The organism is Caulobacter sp. Root343, assembly GCF_001425745.1.
GTDB lineage: Bacteria > Pseudomonadota > Alphaproteobacteria > Caulobacterales > Caulobacteraceae > Caulobacter.
The window spans coordinates 128,348-143,568 of record NZ_LMDF01000008.1; the positions used below are offsets into that span (position 1 = coordinate 128,348).

Genomic DNA, 15,221 nt, shown 5'->3' on the forward strand with positions numbered 1-15,221 from the left:
CCCCTCCGGGGGAGGAGCGCCGAAGGCGCGGAGGGGGCAAGTGGCCGCCCCTACAGCACCGAACAGTTCGTGATCTGGCTGAACGCCTCCAGCGCCGCCGTGCCGACCACCGAGGTGCCGAACCGATCCAGCTCCGGCGACCACACCGCGATCGTCGCCTTGCCCGGCACGACCGCGACGATGCCGCCGCCCACGCCGCTCTTGGCCGGCAGGCCGACGCGATAGGCGAAGCTGCCGACGCTGTCATAGATGCCGCAGGTCAGCAGCAGGGCGTTCAGCCGCCGGGTCAGGCGCTCGGGAAACACCGTCTCCTGGGCCACGGGTGAAAAGCCGCCGGCCGCCAAGGGCAGGAAGGCGCGGGCCAGCTGGCGGCAGCTCATGGTCAGGGCGCATTGGCGGCAATAGGCGGCGACCACGGCCTCCGGATCGTGGGTGATCGTGCCCTTGGCGCGCATCAGGTTGGCGATGGCGCGGTTCTGCCAGGCGTGGGCCAGCTCCGAAGCCGCCACGGTCGGGTCGATCTCCAGCCGCTCGTCCGCCAGGAAGCCGGCGAAGTCGCGGACCAGGGCGGCCGGGTCGCGGGTGACATCCAGCAGCACGTCGGTGACCGCCAGGGCGCCGGCGTTGATGAACGGGTTGCGCGGCACGCCCTGCTCGGCCTCCAGCAGCGACAGGTGGTTGAACGGCGTGCCCGACGGCTCCTTGCCCACGCGGGTCCAGGTCTCGTCGCCCAGGCGGTTCAGGGCCAGGCCCAGGGCGAAGACCTTGGTGATGCTCTGGACCGAGAAGCCTTCGTCGGCGTCGCCGATCACGTGCTCGTCGCCGGTCACCGTCCGCACGGCCATGCCGAACTTCGTGCCCGGCACGCCCGCCAGTTGCGGGATGTAGTCGGCCGGGCGGCCCTTGCCGAAGTGCGGCTTAACCAGCACCGCCACCTCGGCCAGCACGTCGGGGATCGAGAGCGCCTTCATGCCGACGCCCCGCCCTTAAGCGAAGGCCGCGAAGTAGCGGTTGATCAGCGCCTCGTAGGCGCCAGCCAGCTGGCGGACCTCCTCGACCGGCACACGCTCGTCGACCTGGTGCATGGTCGAGCCGACCAGGCCGAACTCGACCACCGGGCACAGGCTGCGAATGAACCGCGCGTCGCTGGTGCCGCCGGTCGTCGACAGCTCCGGCACGCGGCCGGTGGCGTCGCCGACCGCGGCCACGATCACGTCGGTGAAAGCGCCCGGCGCGGTCAGGAAGGCCTCGCCGCTGATCTTGCAGAGCGCTTCGACCCGGCCCGAGAACCCCTCGGCGGCCTCGCGGCACTCCTGCTCGATCCAGGCCGCCAGGTCCCTGCCCTGGTGGGCCGGGTTGAAGCGGATGTTGATCCGGGCCTTGGCCGAGGCGGGAATGACGTTGGTGGCGGTGTTGCCGACGTCGACCGTGGTCACCTCCAGGTTCGACGGCTGGAAGCCGGTATAGCCTTCGTCCAGCACCCGGCTCTGCAGGCGCGAGAGGATGTCGACCATCACCGGGATCGGATTGGCCGCACGGTGCGGATAGGCCACGTGGCCCTGCTTCCCGTCGACGGCGATCCAGGCGTTGATGCTGCCGCGCCGGCCGATCTTGACCATGTCGCCCAGCAGGTTGGCGCTGGTCGGCTCGCCGACGATGCAATGGTCGATGATCTCGCCCTCGGCGGCCAGGGCCTGGACGACCTTGACGGTGCCGTCCTCGGCCACGCCCTCCTCGTCGCCGGTGATCAGGAAGCTGATCGAGCCGGCGTGCTCGGGGACCTTCGACACGGCGGCGACAAAGGCGGCGATGGCGCTCTTCATGTCGACCGCGCCGCGACCGTACAGGACCCCGTCCTTGATCTCGGCCTCGAACGGGCCGGCGGTCCAGGCCGCGTCGTCGCCCACCGGCACCACGTCGGTATGGCCGGCGAAGCAGAGGTTGGGCCGGGCCGTCCCGCGGCGGGCATAGAGGTTCTCGATCTCGCCGAACTTCATGCGCCGGCAGCTGAATCCGAGACCTTCCAGCCGCCGTTGCAGCACGTCCATCGCGCCCTCGTCGGCCGGCGTCACCGACGGGCGGCGGATCAGGGCCTGGGCGAGATCGATCGGATCGAGGGCGGGGCTGGTCATGGCCCAGCCTTTAGGCCGCTCATCGGAGGGACGCAAATCGATCGGCGACGAATTCCCGCCAGAGCTGTGCTATGGGTGAATTCAATCGAGACGGGGAGGGTCACGACAATGCTGGCTTGGATCATCGCGGCTCTGGAGCCGGTCATCGCCTGGCTAACCGAGCGCTGGCCCGCCTTTCACCGCTTCGTCAGCGGCCTGCTGATCAATGGCATCGTTAGCGAGACCCGGCCGCGCCCGCATCCCTGGAGCACCAAGACCGACTACATCAGCTGGGCGGCCCTGACCGACCGCACCTACAGCGCCCGCCAGCTGGCCGCGGTCGATCTCGGTCCGCTCCCGAGCGCCGAACTGACGACCGCCGTGTTCGCGCGGCCGGACGGCGCGCCGCAGACCCACTGCCCGAAGTCGACCATGCTGTTTCCGGCCTTCGCCCAGTACCTGACCGACGGCTTCATCCGCACCATGGTGTTCAACGACCGCGAGGACCGCCGCCGCACCACCTCCAACCACGAGATCGACCTCTGCACCCTCTACGGCCGCACCGAGGCGCAGACCAACGCCCTGCGCCTGAGGTCGAGCGCCCAGCGCGGCCGCCTGAAGTCGCAATGGGTCAATGGCGAGGAATATCCGCCGGCGCTCTACGACGTCCAAGGCGTGACCCTGGCCGAGTTCGTGGACCTGGATCCGCCGCTGGGGGTCGACGGCGACACGCCGCTGGCGATCAAGCGTCAGCTGTTCGCTCTGGGCGGCGACCGGGCCAATTCGTCGGTCGGCACGATGATGATGGGGACGCTGCTGCTGCGTGAGCACAACCGCCTGGCCGGCGTGATCGCCGCAGCCCATCCGGACTGGGACGACGACCGGATCTTCGAGACGGCCCGCAACGTGGTGATCGTGCTCTACATCAAGCTGGTGGTCGAGGAGTACATCAACCACATCTCGCCCTCGCGCATCCGCCTGCTGGCCGATCCCAGCGACGGCTGGAGGCGGCCGTGGAACAAGCCCAACTGGATCACCGCCGAGTTCAGCCTGCTCTATCGCTGGCACTCGCTGGTGTCGGAGGACATCGTCTGGGCCGGACAGCCGCTCAAGACCGCCAACCTGCGCTTCGCCGGCGAGCAGCTGACCGGCCACGGCCTGGCCAAGGCCTATGCCTGGATGAGCGCCCAGCCGGCGGCGCTGCTGGGGGCCGGCAACACCGCCGACTACCTGCAGAGCGTCGAGGCGCGAGCCATCGACCAGGCCCGCCTGAACCGGATCGCGCCCTACAACGCCTATCGCGCGGCCATGGGCATGAAGCCGGTGACCGCCTTCGAGCAGATCAGCACCCGCCCCGGCGTCGCCGACAAGCTCAAGTCGCTGTACGGCGATGTCGATAAGGTCGAGTTCTATGTCGGCCTGTTCGCCGAGGACACCGCCGCCAACGCGCCGCTGCCGCCGCTGATCCTGCGCATGGTGGCCATCGACGCCTTCTCCCAGGCCCTGACCAATCCGCTGCTGTCGCGGAACATCTGGGGCGACGAGAAGAACAAGCTCGCGGCCTTCACCGCCGAGGGTGTCGCCGCCATCGAGTCAGCCCGCACCCTGCGCGACCTGCTGGTCCGTAACGGCGCCGACCCTGGCCAGGCCTTCGTCGGCATGACCCGGCCCGACTGGAAGCGCGACGCCAAGGTGCAGCGAGTGGGCTGAGGCTCTTGCCCGGTTGAGACCGGCGGCGCGCGTGCTTAACTGCGGGGCGGAGGAGACGCCCTTGCCCAAGATCGACCTGACCACCGCCCCGACGCGCGTCGGCACGGCCTATCCGGCGCCGTTCGACACGCCATGCCTGCAACGCCACCGCACCAAGCTGGGCGACGCCGTCGGCCTCGACCAGTTCGGCGTCAACCTGCTGCGCCTGCCGCCCGGCGCCTGGTCCAGCCAGCGCCACTGGCACACGGCCGAGGACGAGTTCACCTGGGTGGTCGAGGGCGAGGTGGTGCTGGTCGACAACGACGGCGAGACCGTGATGCGGGCCGGCGACTGCGCGGGCTTCAAGGCCGGCGTCGCCAACGGCCACCACTTCCAGAACCGCTCGGACCGCGACGTACTGCTGCTGGAGATCGGCTCGCGCAAGCCGGACGAGGACGGCTGCGACTATCCCGACATCGACCTGGTGCTGCGCGACGGAGACGGGACCTACCGGCATCGGGACGGAACACCGTACGAGACCGATCAGGGGCGGAAACGCTAGCGCCCGTTGACGCGCCTTGGCCATCGCCTAGGTTGATCCCATGCGAAATCTGGTTGTGCTCGTTCTGCTCGCCGCACTTCCCGCTTCGGCGGCGCAAGCTCCCGCGAGGCAGATCGCGCCGTCGATCGCCTCTACTGAAGTCCCCTCCCTCAAGGTGTCGCAGCCCTACAGGGTCAAGCAGCAAGGCGGCGGCCTGGGAATCTTCGTCGACGAGGCCGTGGTCTTCCATCGGATCGGCGAGGGTCCCGAGCCCGTATGGGTGATGGAACGTCGGCGACGGGATCAGAACGTCGGCGTGGTGACCTTCCGACACGACTGGATCGACGGGCGCACCTGTCCGGCGCTGGAGAAAGCGATCGCCGAGATCGGCCGCCTTCCGCCGATCGCCATGGCCGGTCTCGACACCGAGCCGCGCGGCTGGGTCAGCGACGTCCCGGAAGTCACCCTGATCGGCCCGCCAGCAGGCGGACGCATGGGTGACCTGGTGCTCCGGCGCGACCTGATGGGGCCGGTGTCTCGCTGGTGGCGGGCCAGCTCGAAGGCGCTGGAAACCTGCTGGCGGGCCAAGCAGCCCTACATCGCCGGCGCCTACGACCTGCGATCGAAGCTCTCGACCGCCCAGGACGAGGTGGAGATCATGCGGCCCTATTGAGGGCTTCGCAGCTCGAGCAGCCAGTCGTGGACCGCGATCACGGCCGGCGAGGCGGTCGGCAGCCGCAGCAAGTGATAGGGCCGCCCCTGGATCACCGCCTCGAACGGCTGGACCAGCAGGCCCGAAGCCAGCTCGTCGCGCACCAAGCCCAGGCTGGCCATGGCCACGCCCAAGCCCGCCACCGCCGCCTGGATCGCCTGGCTGTCGTCGGTGAAGGTCAGGCGCGGGGTGGTGTCGAGATCCGCCAGGCCGCTCATCTGCGCCCAGCGCGCCCAGGTCGGGGTGTCGGCGGCGGGATGACGCCACTCGGCGTGCAGAAGGGTCTGGCCGCGCAGGTCGCCCAGCGAGGTCAGGCCTAGCTTGGGACTGCAAACCGGCGCGAAACTCTCGACATAAAGCGGCTCGGCGACCAAGCCCGGGAAGGGCCCGTAGCCGTAGCGGATCGCCAGGTCCGCCACGCCGGAGCGTAGGTCGACCGGATCGTCTGACGCATGCAGCCGCAGCTGAAGATCGGGATGCATCCGCCGGAAATCGGCCATGCGCGGCAGCAGAAGACGCGCCGCGAAAGCGACCAGGACCGAGAGCGTGACCGTCTTGTCGCCGTCGTCGGGCTTCAGGGCTCGCAGCGCCTCGGCGAAGCCGTCGAAGCCGTCGCGCAGCACGGGGAACAATCGCCGCCCCGGCGCGGTGAGGGCGACACGGCGGACGTGGCGCTCGAACAGCTTTAGGCCCAGCGTCCCTTCCAGATCGCGGATGCGGTGGCTGATCGCCGTCGGCGTCACGCCCAGTTCGTCGGCGGCCAGGCGAAAACTCTCCAGTCGCGCGGCGGCCTCGAAGGCGCGCAGGGCGCCCAGCGGCAGACGGCGGCGCGTGAATGAATTGATCTCATCCATGGCTTGACGATTACGCGTTCGTCAGTCCGACGTCACGCGTTCAGAACGCTTTCCGAGATGATTTCATGTCAGCCTTGGAGTTCGCCATGACCACGGTTCTTCAAATCGACGCCAGCGCCCGCTCGGGACGTTCCGGCGACAGCCGCCATGGCTCGCACACCCGCCGGCTCACCCACCGGTTCATGGAGGCGTGGCGCACCCTACGCCCCGAGGACGCGGTGCTCTATCGCGATATCGGGGCCCGGCCGCCGCGTCCGGTGAGCGGCGAATGGATCCAGGCCGCCTTCGCCCCGCCGGCGGCGCGCGAGCCGTGGATGCGCGAGGTCCTGGGCGAGAGCGACACCCTGGTCGCCGAGCTCAAGGCCGCGGACATCATCGTCATCGGGGCGCCGATGTACAATTTCGGCCCGCCGGCCCAGCTGAAGGCCTGGATCGACAACATCGTTCGCGTCGGCCTGACCTTCGGCTTCGATCGCGCGCGGGAAGGCGAGCCGTACTGGCCGATGCTGGCGGGACAGGGCAAGACCCTCGTCATCCTGACGGCGCGCGGCGACCACGGCTATGACGCCGGCGAACGGATCGCGGACTTGGAGCTTGTGATCCCCAGCCTGGCCAAGCCCCTGGCCTACCTCGGCGTCACGGACACGCGAACGGTAGCGGTCGAGTACGACGAGTTCGCCGACGACCGCCTCGCGGCCTCGCTCCGCGACGCCGAGGCGAGCGTCGATGCGCTGGCGAAGAGGATCGTGGCGGAAAGAGACGTGGACCGGGCGCGGGTCGCCTGACGGCCGGAGGCGCGTCGAGGCCTTAAGCCGCCCGGCGCGCCTTCTTCACCTTGGCCATGGCGCGGTCGCGGCGCAGGCGCGAAAGGTGGTCGATGAACAGGACGCCTTCCAGGTGGTCCATCTCGTGCTGGATGCAGACGGCGAACAGGCCCTCGGCCTCCTCGACGACCGTCTCGCCCTGGTAGGTCATGTAGCGGACGGTGACCTTCGACGGGCGCTCGACCTCGTCGAAATATTCCGGCACCGACAGGCAGCCTTCCTCGTAGCCGAGGACCTCTTCCGAGGTCGACAGGATCTCGGGATTGACGAAGTAGCGCGGCGCCGGCTCCTCGCCCTCGCGCGCCAGGTCCATGACGATGATCCGCACGGGCTCGCCCACCTGCACGGCGGCCAGGCCGATGCCCGGGGCGTCGTACATGGTCTCCAGCATGTCATCCATCAGGACGCGCAGCTCGTCGGTGACGACCTCCACCGGGGTGGAGATCTTCTTCAGCGTCGCCAGGTCGGCGGCGTTATCGACGGTGAGGATGCGACGGATAGCCATGATATTGGTCAGGTAAGCGTCTCATTTCCGAGCGTCAAGGTGGGGGATTGTCCCACCGCCAGCTTGGTGAGCGGCCGGACCCCCTGCTCCACCGGCGCCGGCTCGGCGATCTCCTTGCCCTCGTGGTCGACCGACAGCTCCTCGAAGCGGCGGGCCTGGGTCAGGACCTGGCTCTCCAGCGAACCGACAAACTGGTTGTACTTGCCCACGGCGCTTTCCAGCGCCTTGCCCATGGCCCCGGCGTGGGCGCCCATGACCGAGACGCGCTTGTAGAGCTCGCGGCCGACCTCGACGATGCGGGCGGCGTTCTTGGCCTGGTCCTCGGCCCGCCAGCCATAGGCGACGGCCTTGCAGAGCGCGAACAGGGTGGTCGGGGTGACCAGCACCACCCGGCGGTCCATGGCCTCGGCCATCAGCTCGGGCAGCCGGTCCAGGGCCGCGGCCAGGAAGCCGTCGCCGGGCACGAACATGGCCACGAAGTCCGGCGAACCCTCGCCCGCGAACTGGTCCCAATAGGCCTTGGACGACAGGCTCTGCATGTGGGCGCGGACGCTGGCGGCGTGGCGGACCATGGCGGCCTCGCGCAGGACCTCGTCGGTGGCCTCCTGTGACTCCAGGAAGGCGTTCAGCGAGCATTTGGCGTCGATCACGAACACGCCGCCCCCCGGCAAGGTGACCTTGACGTCGGGGCGGCGGCGGCCCTCGTCGGTGTCGACGCTGAACTGCTCCTGGAAGTCGAAGCGGCTGTTGAGGCCAGCGGCCTCCAGCACGTTGCGCAAGGTCTGTTCGCCCCAGCGGCCCTGGACGCCCGCCCCGCGACGCAGCGCGGCCGACAGCTTGCGGGCCTCGGCCTGGGTGGCGGTCGAGGCCTCGAGCAGGGCGGCGATCTGAGCCTTGAGCCCCCCGGACTCTTCGGCGCGCGCCTTCTCGACGGCGGTGACCTGGGCCTCGAACTTGGCCAGGGTCTCGGCGACCGGCTTCAGCTGGGCTTCGAGGCGGGCCTGGGTCAGTTGATCCCGGCTCTTGGCGTTCTCGTCGGCCCGCTTGATCAGCTGTTCGGCCACGGCGTTGGCGCTCTGGGCGGCCTGGGCGCGGATCAGCTCGATCTGGGTGGCGGTCTGATCTTCCAGGAGGCGGGCGCGCTCCTCGGCCTGGGCCACGCGCTCGTTCAGCATCCAGGCCTGCGCCTCGGCCTTGGCGGCGCGGCGCTGAGAGGCGAGCGCCCACAGGGCGCAGGCGACGGCGGCCAGGGCGAAGACGATGGCCAGGATTGGGGCCAGGATCAGGAACGGATCAGAAAAGTTCATGCTCCGTTCTTAGCCGGAGTCGGCTCGGAGCGGAAGGCGGCCGGACGGTCGTCCGGCCGCCACCGGATCAGGCGTCGCCGTCCGCGAGGTCGGCGATCAGGCCGTTGATCGGCTCGTCGTTGAAGCTGGTGACGTTGTGACCTTTGTCCACGACGCCGACCTTGGCGACGTGCGGGGCTTCGGTCTCGGCTTCGGGAGCCTTGTCTTCGGGCGTGCTCATGATTTTGTCCCTCCACTCACGCGCCGACAATCCGTCGAACGCGGCTGGGCGGACCTTGGCGCGGGAAAGCGAGACTGTCAGCCAGATTCCGGCGTCACCCCACGAATTCCCTCAGGCCGGACGCCGGGCGCGCAGGGCCTGGGCGATCGTGCCGTCGTCGAGCCAGTCAAGGTCGCCGCCGACCGGCACCCCGCGCGCCAGCATGGTCACCGGCACGGCGGTCGGCGCCAGGCGGTCGGCGAGATAGTGGGCGGTCGTCTGGCCGTCGACCGTGGCCGGCAGGGCCAGGATCACCTCGGACACCTGACCATCCCCGACCCGCGCGACCAGTTCCCCGACCCGCAGGGACTCCGGCCCCATCCCATCCAGCGCCGACAACAGCCCGCCCAGCACATGGTAGCGGCCCTTGAACGAGCCGCCGCGCTCCATGGCCCAGACCGAGCCGACCTCCTCGACCACGCAGATCAGCCGCGGGTCGCGGGTCATGTCCGAACAGATGGCGCAGGGGTCGGTGACGTCCAGCGAGCCGCAGACCCCGCAGGTGCGGACCTTGGCCTGGGCCTCGGCCATAGCCAGGGCCAGCGGCGCCAGCAGGGTGTCGCGCTTCTTCAGCAGCGCCAGGGCCGCGCGCCGGCCCGAGCGCGGTCCCAGCCCCGGCAGCTTGGACAGCAGGGCGATCAGGCGCTCGATCTCGGGTCCGGCGGAGGCGGCCATCAGGGTTTGGCGACCCGGGTGACCTGGCTGTAGATCACCCGCCACTGGCCGTCGCGCTTGGCCCAGGTGTCGACGAAGCGGACCATCAGCGCGAAGCGCTGGCCGCCGTCCGTTCCGGTCATGTTGACCCGCCCGCCGAGCAGGGCGACGTCGCCGTGGACCTTCTCGACCGGCTCCTCGATCGTGAACGGATCGAGCTTGAAGCCGGGCGTGACGTAATCGCGGATCAGGTCGGCCTTGGACTGGACGGCCCCCGCGCCATTGACCAGCACATAGTCGTCGGCGACCAGCCGCTCGAGCGCGGCGCGGTCCGAATGGACCTGGGCCTCGTCATAGGCATGGGCGGCGGCGGCCAGGTCGGGCGGCAAGGTTTCCGCCCAGGCGGCGACCGGCGCGCCGACCAGAACGAGGGCCGCCAGCAACGAACGGATCTTCATGCGCGAGCCCTCCCTGGCGTCGAGCTAGAACTTCATGCCCGGCATGCCGCCCATCAGGCCCGCCATCGGGCCGGCGGCTTCCTGCATCATCTGGGCCTGCTTGGCGTCGAGCTTCTTCTTGGCGTCGGCGTGGGCGGCGACGACCAGGTCGGCGATCACCTCGCCCTCGCCCGGCTCGATCAGGCTCTCGTCCAGCGTCACCTTGGCCAGCTCGCCCGTGCCCTTCAGCACCACCGTGACCATGCCGCCGCCCGAGGTCCCCTCGACCGTGCTCTCGGCCAGGCGCGCCTGGGCGTCGGCCAGTTTCTGCTGCATGGCCTGGGCCTGCTTCATCAGGCCGCCGAGGTCTTTCATGTCCAATCTCCAGTCAGTGTCATCCCGGCGAAAGCCGGGACCGCCGGATACGCCGGCGCTTGCCGCGGTCCCGGCTCGGCGCGCTGCGCGCTTGGCCGGGATGACAGCTTTTACGGTCAGCCCTCTTCCTCGTCCGGCTCCAGGGGCGGAGCCTCGGGGGTGAGGAGCTTGCGGATCTCGACGATCTCGGCGCCGGGGAAGGCCGACAGCACCGAGGCCACGAACGGATCCAGCTTGATCTCGGCCAGGGCCTCGCGCTCCTCGCGCTTCTGGCGCTCCATCATGCTCTCGGCCCCGCCGCCGCCCTCGGCGGCCACGAGCCAAGGCTGGCCCGTCCACTCCTTCAGGGCGCGGACCAGGCGACCGGCCAAGTTGCCGGGCGCGCCCGGGGCGGCCTCGAAGGTGATGGCGCCAGGCCGGAAGCTGATCGGCCGGACATATTGCTCGACGTCCAGCCGCAGGCCGATATCGCGCCGGGCGGCGATCAGGGCGAGCACGTCGTCGAACGAGGCCAGCACCGGCATGGCCTGGGCCGCCGGCGCGGCCATGCTCACCGCCTGGGCCGAGACCCCGCCGCCGGACGAGCCGCCGCCGACGGAGACGCCGCCGCCTCCCCCGCCGCCGACGGGCGTCCCGTCGCGCAGAGCCTTCAACGCCTCCTCGGGACCGGGCAGGTCGGCGGCGTAGCACAGGCGGATCAGGGCCATCTCGGCTGCGGCCATGGCGTCGGGCGCGCGGCGCACCTCGTCATGGGCCTTCAGCAGCATCTGCCACAGGCGCGACAGCGTGCCGGCCGAGGTGTGGGCCCCGATCGCGGCCAGGCGCGCGGCCTGTTCCTTGGGCATCGACAAAGCGTCCGGCCCCAAGGCCTTGGACACCGCCGAGGCGTGGCAGTGGTCGAGGACGTCGAGCATCACCACCGCCGGATCGGCCCCGAAGCCCCACAGGGCGCGGAAACCTTCGAGGGCGTCCTTGGTCTTGCCGCCCATCACGTGTTCGAACAGGGCGATGGTCTGGCCGCGATCGGCCAGGCCGAGCATGTCGCGGACGACGGTCGCCGTGACCGTGGCCCCGCGATCGCTCTGGACGATGGCCTGGTCCAGCAGCGACAGGCCGTCGCGCACCGAGCCCTCGGCCGCGCGGGCGATCAGGGCCAGGGCGTCCATCTCGATCCGCGCGCCTTCCTTGGCCGAGATGCGGTCGAAGTGCTTGACCAGCACGTCCGGCTCGACCCGGCGCAGGTCGAAGCGCTGGCAGCGGGACAGGATGGTCACCGGCACCTTGCGGATCTCGGTGGTGGCGAAGATGAACTTGGCGTGCGGCGGCGGCTCTTCCAGCGTCTTCAGCAGGGCGTTGAACGCCGCCGTCGACAGCATGTGCACTTCGTCGATGATGTAGACCTTGTAGCGCGCCTCGACCGGGGCATAGCGCACCCCGTCCAGCAGTTCGCGCATCTCGTCGACCTTGGTGCGGGACGCGGCGTCCAGCTCCAGCACGTCCATGTGCCGGCCTTCGATGATCGAGCGGCAGTGGTAGCCCTCGACGGTCAGGTCGACCGAGGGACCTTTGACGGTGTCGGTCTCGTAGTTCAGAGCCCGGGCCAACAGGCGCGCGGTCGTGGTCTTGCCGACCCCGCGGACGCCGGTGAGCATGAAGGCGTGAGCGATGCGGCCGGTGGAAAAGGCGTTGGCCAGCGTGCGGACCATGGCCTCCTGGCCGATCAGGTCCTCGAAGGTGCGCGGGCGGTATTTGCGCGCCAGCACCGTATAGGCGTCGCCCTTCTCGCCCTCGACCGGGGTCTCGACGACAGGACGCGCCGCCTCGACGGGCGCCGGCGCGGGCGCCTCGCCGAAGATGTCGGCGGTGTTCTCGTCGCGCTCGGGAAGCTCTTCCGCGGGCGGTTCGTCCCACGGCGGCGCGGAATCGGTCGAGAGGTCGTCGTGGTCGGCCATGGGACGAGTGTAGTGGCGCGGAGCGCGCGGCAAAAGGCCCGGCCCGATCAGACCGTACTTCTACTGACAGATTTTAGGGAAAGAGGGGAAGGTGGAGACCGGACAGCGACCCAGAGCTGATCTCGTTGTGGCTGCTGCCTCTCGGCCCTGACCAGGTTGGCGAGGACTCCGTCCGCGCCGGTCTCCGAGGCCTATATCGCGACTCATCGCGACGGATGCAAGGCGCATGACGCATCCGCGACGTCGTGACGAGCGATCACGCCCGCGCTAGAGAAACAAAATGCCTCTGTCGATCATCACCAACACCTTCGCCGGCAACCCGTTGAACCGCGCCAGCGAGCGACGCGGCGACGAGTCGTGGCTGGCGGAAAAACTGGCCGACCCCGAGTCGCTGGCCGTCGCTCTCTGGAACGGCAAGCCGCTGGTCGAGGACATCCTCGGCGAGGACGGCCAGCCCTCCGGCGTCCAGATCGCCTATCTGCGCGCCGACATGGCCCAGGACCTGGCGGGCGGCAGCGAGAAGCTGCTGTTCCTGGGCCTGTGGAAGGATATCGCGGTCTTCGCCGTCGATATCGAGGGCGCGGCCGACCCCGCCGAGGGGCCGCTGCAGGGCCTGGGCCGGTTCGAGGAGCTGCGTGGCGTGGCCGCGACCATGCCGCCGGCCGACGCGGGGATCCTGGCCACCGCCAAGTCGATGTTCGAATGGCGGCGCCGCCATCGCTGGTGCAGCACCTGCGGCCAGAAGAGCGAGGTCGCCGATGGCGGCTGGAAGCGCATCTGCCCGGCTTGCGAGGCCGAGCACTTCCCGCGCACCGACCCGGTGGTGATCATGCTGGCCGTCCACGACGACAAGTGCCTGCTGGGTCGCCAGGCCGCCTGGCCCAAGGGGATGTTCTCGGCCCTGGCCGGCTTCCTCGAGCCCGGCGAGACGATCGAGGAGGCCTGCGCCCGCGAGCTGAAGGAAGAGGCGGGCCTGAACGCCACCGCCGTCCGCTATCACTCCAGCCAGCCCTGGCCTTGGCCCTCGTCGCTGATGATGGGTCTGATGGCCGACGTCGACAGCGCCGACGCCGCGCCCGACCAGACCGAGCTGGAAGAGGTGCGCTGGTTCAGCAAGGAAGAAGCCGCCCTGCTGCTCAAGGGCGAGCTGGACGGCCTGTTCATGCCACCGCCTCTTGCCATCGCGCACCAGCTGATCAAGGCCTGGGCGGAGGGGTAGCGAATACAGGCCCCCTCCGGGCCTTCGGCCCTCCTCCCCCGCAGGGGGAAGAAGGGCGCACCCTTCCGCCCCCTGCGGGGGCGGACGACCTGCGCAGCAGGTCAGGTGGGGGCCTGCTGAGTCGGCCGCTTATCTGAACGGCGGCTCGTCGAACGCCCGCAGTTTCCGCGAGTGCAGGTTCGGCCCCTCGGCGTGCAGCAGCTTGCAGGCCATGATGCCGATCTGCAGGTGCTGACTGATCGCCCGCTCGTAGAAGGCGTTGGCCTGGCCGGGCAGCTTGATCTCGCCGTGCAGCGGCTTGTCGGACACGCACAGCAGCGTCCCGTACGGCACCCGGAAGCGATAGCCCTGGGCCGAGATGGTCGCCGACTCCATGTCGATGGCCACGGCCCGGCTCTGGTTGAAGCGCAGGGCCGAGAGGCTGTGGCGCAGTTCCCAGTTGCGGTCGTCGGTGGTGACCACGGTGCCGGTGCGCAGGCGGCGCTTCAGCTGGTCGCCGCTGTCGCCGCTGATCGCCTTGGCCGCGTCGTAGAGGGCGCGCTGCACCTCGGCGATCGAGGGCACCGGGATCTCGGGCGGCAGCACCGCGTCAAGCACGTGGTCGTCGCGCAGATAGGCGTGGGCCAGGACGTAGTCGCCGATGGTCTGGGTGTCGCGCAGCCCGCCGCAGTGACCGATCATCAACCAGGCCTGCGGACGCAGCACGGCCAGGTGGTCGCAGATCGTCTTGGCGTTGGACGGGCCGACGCCGATATTGACCAGGGTCACGCCCGAGCCGCCGGGAGCCATCAGGTGGTAGGCCGGCATCTGGTGCTTGCGCCAGGTCGACTCCGCCACCGCCAGCTCGGGATTGGCCGTGTTGGCGGTGATGCTCAGCCCGCCCGAGCACGACAAGGCCGTGTAGGGGCTGTCCGGAGCCTTCAGCTGCTCGATGCCCCAGCGGACGAACTCGTCGACATAGCGGTGATAGTTGGTGAACAGGATGAACTGCTGCACGTCCTCGGCCGGGGCGCCGGTGTAGTGCTTCAGGCGGGCCAGCGAGAAGTCGGTGCGCAGGCCGTCGAACAGCGACAGCGGGCGCTCCTCTTCCAGGGCCGGGTTCCAGACCCCGTCGGCAATCTCGTCGCCGATGAAGGCCAGGTCGGTGGTCGGGAAGAAGCGGGCGATGTCCTCGCTGCGGACGTCGGCCTGGTTCAGGTCGATCGTGGCGTCCAGCACATAGGGGTACGGGATCTCCTGGCGCGAGCGCTCGACCTCGACCTCGACGTCGAAGTCGTCCATCAGCAGGGTCAGCTGTTCGACCAGGTAGTCCTTGAACTGGGCAGGCTTGGTCACCGTGGTGGCGTAGACGCCTGGGCGGCTGACGCGGGCGTAGGAGCGGGCCAGCTTGGGCGGCAGGGCTTCCGGGTCATAGGTCAGGCGCAGCTCGGGATAGGCGAAGGTCCCGTCGAACCGCTGTTGCGGGTCGGGGCGGGTTCCGTGTTCCAGATAGGCCTTGAGGGCGGTCCGAAGAGCGCCGACGGCGCGTTCGTATTCGTCATTGAGCCGTTCGACGACGGCGATTGCTTTTTCTTGGTTTGACATGGCGCCTTATAGCGATGTTTCGCGACATTGGCGAGACATCGGCCCGCCCGTGAGAATGATTTATTACTTATCGAGGGAGAAAACCGGACGGCCTCCCGCCGCCGCAGGGTGAGCCTGTTTATCCGGCTTGGCGCGCGCCAAGCCGCGCCGGAGGCCTCAAGGGCATGGACGAACCCGCGTTCGTCGGCCACAAGGGCT

General features: G+C 69.5%; 16 protein-coding genes and 1 other RNA gene. 5 read left to right on the plus strand and 12 right to left on the minus strand.

Annotated elements, in window-relative coordinates:
- Positions 1 to 50: 50 nt before the first annotated feature.
- Positions 51 to 971 (minus strand): glutaminase, encoded by a 921-nt coding sequence (locus ASC70_RS18945; protein WP_056053219.1) that lies wholly within the window; start codon positions 969 to 971, stop codon positions 51 to 53.
- Positions 972 to 986: 15 nt separating this feature from the next.
- Entirely contained in the window at positions 987 to 2,132 is a 1,146-nt protein-coding gene (gene dapE / locus ASC70_RS18950) for a succinyl-diaminopimelate desuccinylase (protein WP_056053222.1), read from the minus strand.
- Between the two features lie 108 nt (positions 2,133 to 2,240).
- Here dapE and ASC70_RS18955 point away from each other — a divergent pair, with 108 nt between their 5' ends.
- From ASC70_RS18955 to ASC70_RS18965, 3 genes are all read left to right on the plus strand, one after another.
- A complete protein-coding gene (locus tag ASC70_RS18955) occupies positions 2,241 to 3,821 on the plus strand; it encodes a peroxidase family protein (protein WP_056053225.1) in 1,581 nt (526 codons plus the stop codon).
- Positions 3,822 to 3,882: 61 nt separating this feature from the next.
- Entirely contained in the window at positions 3,883 to 4,362 is a 480-nt protein-coding gene (locus ASC70_RS18960; protein ID WP_056053228.1) for a cupin domain-containing protein, read from the plus strand.
- A gap of 40 nt (positions 4,363 to 4,402) precedes the next feature.
- A complete protein-coding gene (locus ASC70_RS18965) occupies positions 4,403 to 5,014 on the plus strand; it encodes a hypothetical protein (RefSeq protein ID WP_156400862.1) in 612 nt (203 codons plus the stop codon).
- Here ASC70_RS18965 and ASC70_RS18970 read toward each other — a convergent pair.
- Positions 5,008 to 5,907: a LysR substrate-binding domain-containing protein gene (locus ASC70_RS18970; protein ID WP_056053234.1), complete on the minus strand. Its 900-nt coding sequence runs from the start codon at positions 5,905 to 5,907 to the stop codon at positions 5,008 to 5,010. The genes ASC70_RS18965 and ASC70_RS18970 overlap by 7 nt on opposite strands.
- A gap of 86 nt (positions 5,908 to 5,993) precedes the next feature.
- On the opposite strand from ASC70_RS18970, the gene ASC70_RS18975 reads away from it, so the two are divergent.
- Positions 5,994 to 6,692, plus strand: a complete 699-nt coding sequence (locus ASC70_RS18975) for an FMN-dependent NADH-azoreductase (protein ID WP_056053702.1) — start codon at positions 5,994 to 5,996, stop codon at positions 6,690 to 6,692.
- 22 nt (positions 6,693 to 6,714) lie between these two features.
- Here the strand turns inward: ASC70_RS18975 and def are convergent, their stop codons facing one another.
- From def to ffs, 8 genes are all read right to left on the minus strand, one after another.
- On the minus strand, positions 6,715 to 7,236 hold the full coding sequence (def, locus tag ASC70_RS18980; RefSeq protein ID WP_047406625.1) for a peptide deformylase: 522 nt from the start codon (positions 7,234 to 7,236) through the stop codon (positions 6,715 to 6,717).
- An 8-nt stretch (positions 7,237 to 7,244) separates the two neighbouring features.
- Entirely contained in the window at positions 7,245 to 8,543 is a 1,299-nt protein-coding gene (rmuC, locus tag ASC70_RS18985; protein WP_056053237.1) for a DNA recombination protein RmuC, read from the minus strand.
- Positions 8,544 to 8,610: 67 nt separating this feature from the next.
- Positions 8,611 to 8,763 carry a hypothetical protein gene (locus tag ASC70_RS24590; protein ID WP_082009170.1) on the minus strand — a complete coding sequence of 51 codons (153 nt, stop codon included), beginning with the start codon at positions 8,761 to 8,763 and terminating at the stop codon, positions 8,611 to 8,613.
- 111 nt (positions 8,764 to 8,874) lie between these two features.
- Positions 8,875 to 9,477, minus strand: coding sequence for a recombination mediator RecR (gene recR / locus ASC70_RS18990; protein ID WP_047406632.1), 603 nt, complete (start codon positions 9,475 to 9,477; stop codon positions 8,875 to 8,877).
- Positions 9,477 to 9,914: a nuclear transport factor 2 family protein gene (locus tag ASC70_RS18995; protein WP_056053239.1), complete on the minus strand. Its 438-nt coding sequence runs from the start codon at positions 9,912 to 9,914 to the stop codon at positions 9,477 to 9,479. Before ASC70_RS18995 ends, recR begins: the two co-directional genes overlap by 1 nt.
- A gap of 24 nt (positions 9,915 to 9,938) precedes the next feature.
- The gene (locus ASC70_RS19000; protein WP_047406638.1) at positions 9,939 to 10,268 is read right to left on the minus strand and encodes a YbaB/EbfC family nucleoid-associated protein; all 330 of its coding nucleotides are present in this window, start codon (positions 10,266 to 10,268) and stop codon (positions 9,939 to 9,941) included.
- 116 nt (positions 10,269 to 10,384) lie between these two features.
- On the minus strand, positions 10,385 to 12,220 hold the full coding sequence (locus tag ASC70_RS19005; protein WP_056053242.1) for a DNA polymerase III subunit gamma/tau: 1,836 nt from the start codon (positions 12,218 to 12,220) through the stop codon (positions 10,385 to 10,387).
- Positions 12,221 to 12,309: 89 nt separating this feature from the next.
- Positions 12,310 to 12,407, minus strand: an RNA gene (gene ffs, locus ASC70_RS24595) — signal recognition particle sRNA small type.
- Between the two features lie 93 nt (positions 12,408 to 12,500).
- On the opposite strand from ffs, the gene nudC reads away from it, so the two are divergent.
- Complete coding sequence (nudC, locus tag ASC70_RS19010; RefSeq protein WP_056053247.1) at positions 12,501 to 13,439, plus strand: NAD(+) diphosphatase; 939 nt, start codon at positions 12,501 to 12,503, stop codon at positions 13,437 to 13,439.
- Between the two features lie 129 nt (positions 13,440 to 13,568).
- On the opposite strand, the gene ASC70_RS19015 is transcribed toward nudC, so the two are convergent.
- Positions 13,569 to 15,023 (minus strand): AMP nucleosidase, encoded by a 1,455-nt coding sequence (locus ASC70_RS19015; protein ID WP_056053249.1) that lies wholly within the window; start codon positions 15,021 to 15,023, stop codon positions 13,569 to 13,571.
- Positions 15,024 to 15,221 lie beyond the last annotated feature (198 nt).

Bases quoted from the DNA above. Each gene is read 5' to 3' on its own strand.
- ASC70_RS18945 (WP_056053219.1), bottom strand. From the start codon at position 971: ATGAAGGCGCTCTCGATCCCCGACGTGCTGGCCGAGGTGGCGGTGCTG.
- dapE (WP_056053222.1), bottom strand. From the start codon at position 2,132: ATGACCAGCCCCGCCCTCGATCCGATCGATCTCGCCCAGGCCCTGATC.
- ASC70_RS18955 (WP_056053225.1), top strand. From the start codon at position 2,241: ATGCTGGCTTGGATCATCGCGGCTCTGGAGCCGGTCATCGCCTGGCTA.
- ASC70_RS18965 (WP_156400862.1), top strand. From the start codon at position 4,403: ATGCGAAATCTGGTTGTGCTCGTTCTGCTCGCCGCACTTCCCGCTTCG.
- ASC70_RS18970 (WP_056053234.1), bottom strand. From the start codon at position 5,907: ATGGATGAGATCAATTCATTCACGCGCCGCCGTCTGCCGCTGGGCGCC.
- ASC70_RS18975 (WP_056053702.1), top strand. From the start codon at position 5,994: ATGACCACGGTTCTTCAAATCGACGCCAGCGCCCGCTCGGGACGTTCC.
- def (WP_047406625.1), bottom strand. From the start codon at position 7,236: ATGGCTATCCGTCGCATCCTCACCGTCGATAACGCCGCCGACCTGGCG.
- rmuC (WP_056053237.1), bottom strand. From the start codon at position 8,543: ATGAACTTTTCTGATCCGTTCCTGATCCTGGCCCCAATCCTGGCCATC.
- ASC70_RS24590 (WP_082009170.1), bottom strand. From the start codon at position 8,763: ATGAGCACGCCCGAAGACAAGGCTCCCGAAGCCGAGACCGAAGCCCCG.
- recR (WP_047406632.1), bottom strand. From the start codon at position 9,477: ATGGCCGCCTCCGCCGGACCCGAGATCGAGCGCCTGATCGCCCTGCTG.
- ASC70_RS18995 (WP_056053239.1), bottom strand. From the start codon at position 9,914: ATGAAGATCCGTTCGTTGCTGGCGGCCCTCGTTCTGGTCGGCGCGCCG.
- ASC70_RS19000 (WP_047406638.1), bottom strand. From the start codon at position 10,268: ATGAAAGACCTCGGCGGCCTGATGAAGCAGGCCCAGGCCATGCAGCAG.
- ASC70_RS19005 (WP_056053242.1), bottom strand. From the start codon at position 12,220: ATGGCCGACCACGACGACCTCTCGACCGATTCCGCGCCGCCGTGGGAC.
- nudC (WP_056053247.1), top strand. From the start codon at position 12,501: ATGCCTCTGTCGATCATCACCAACACCTTCGCCGGCAACCCGTTGAAC.
- ASC70_RS19015 (WP_056053249.1), bottom strand. From the start codon at position 15,023: ATGTCAAACCAAGAAAAAGCAATCGCCGTCGTCGAACGGCTCAATGAC.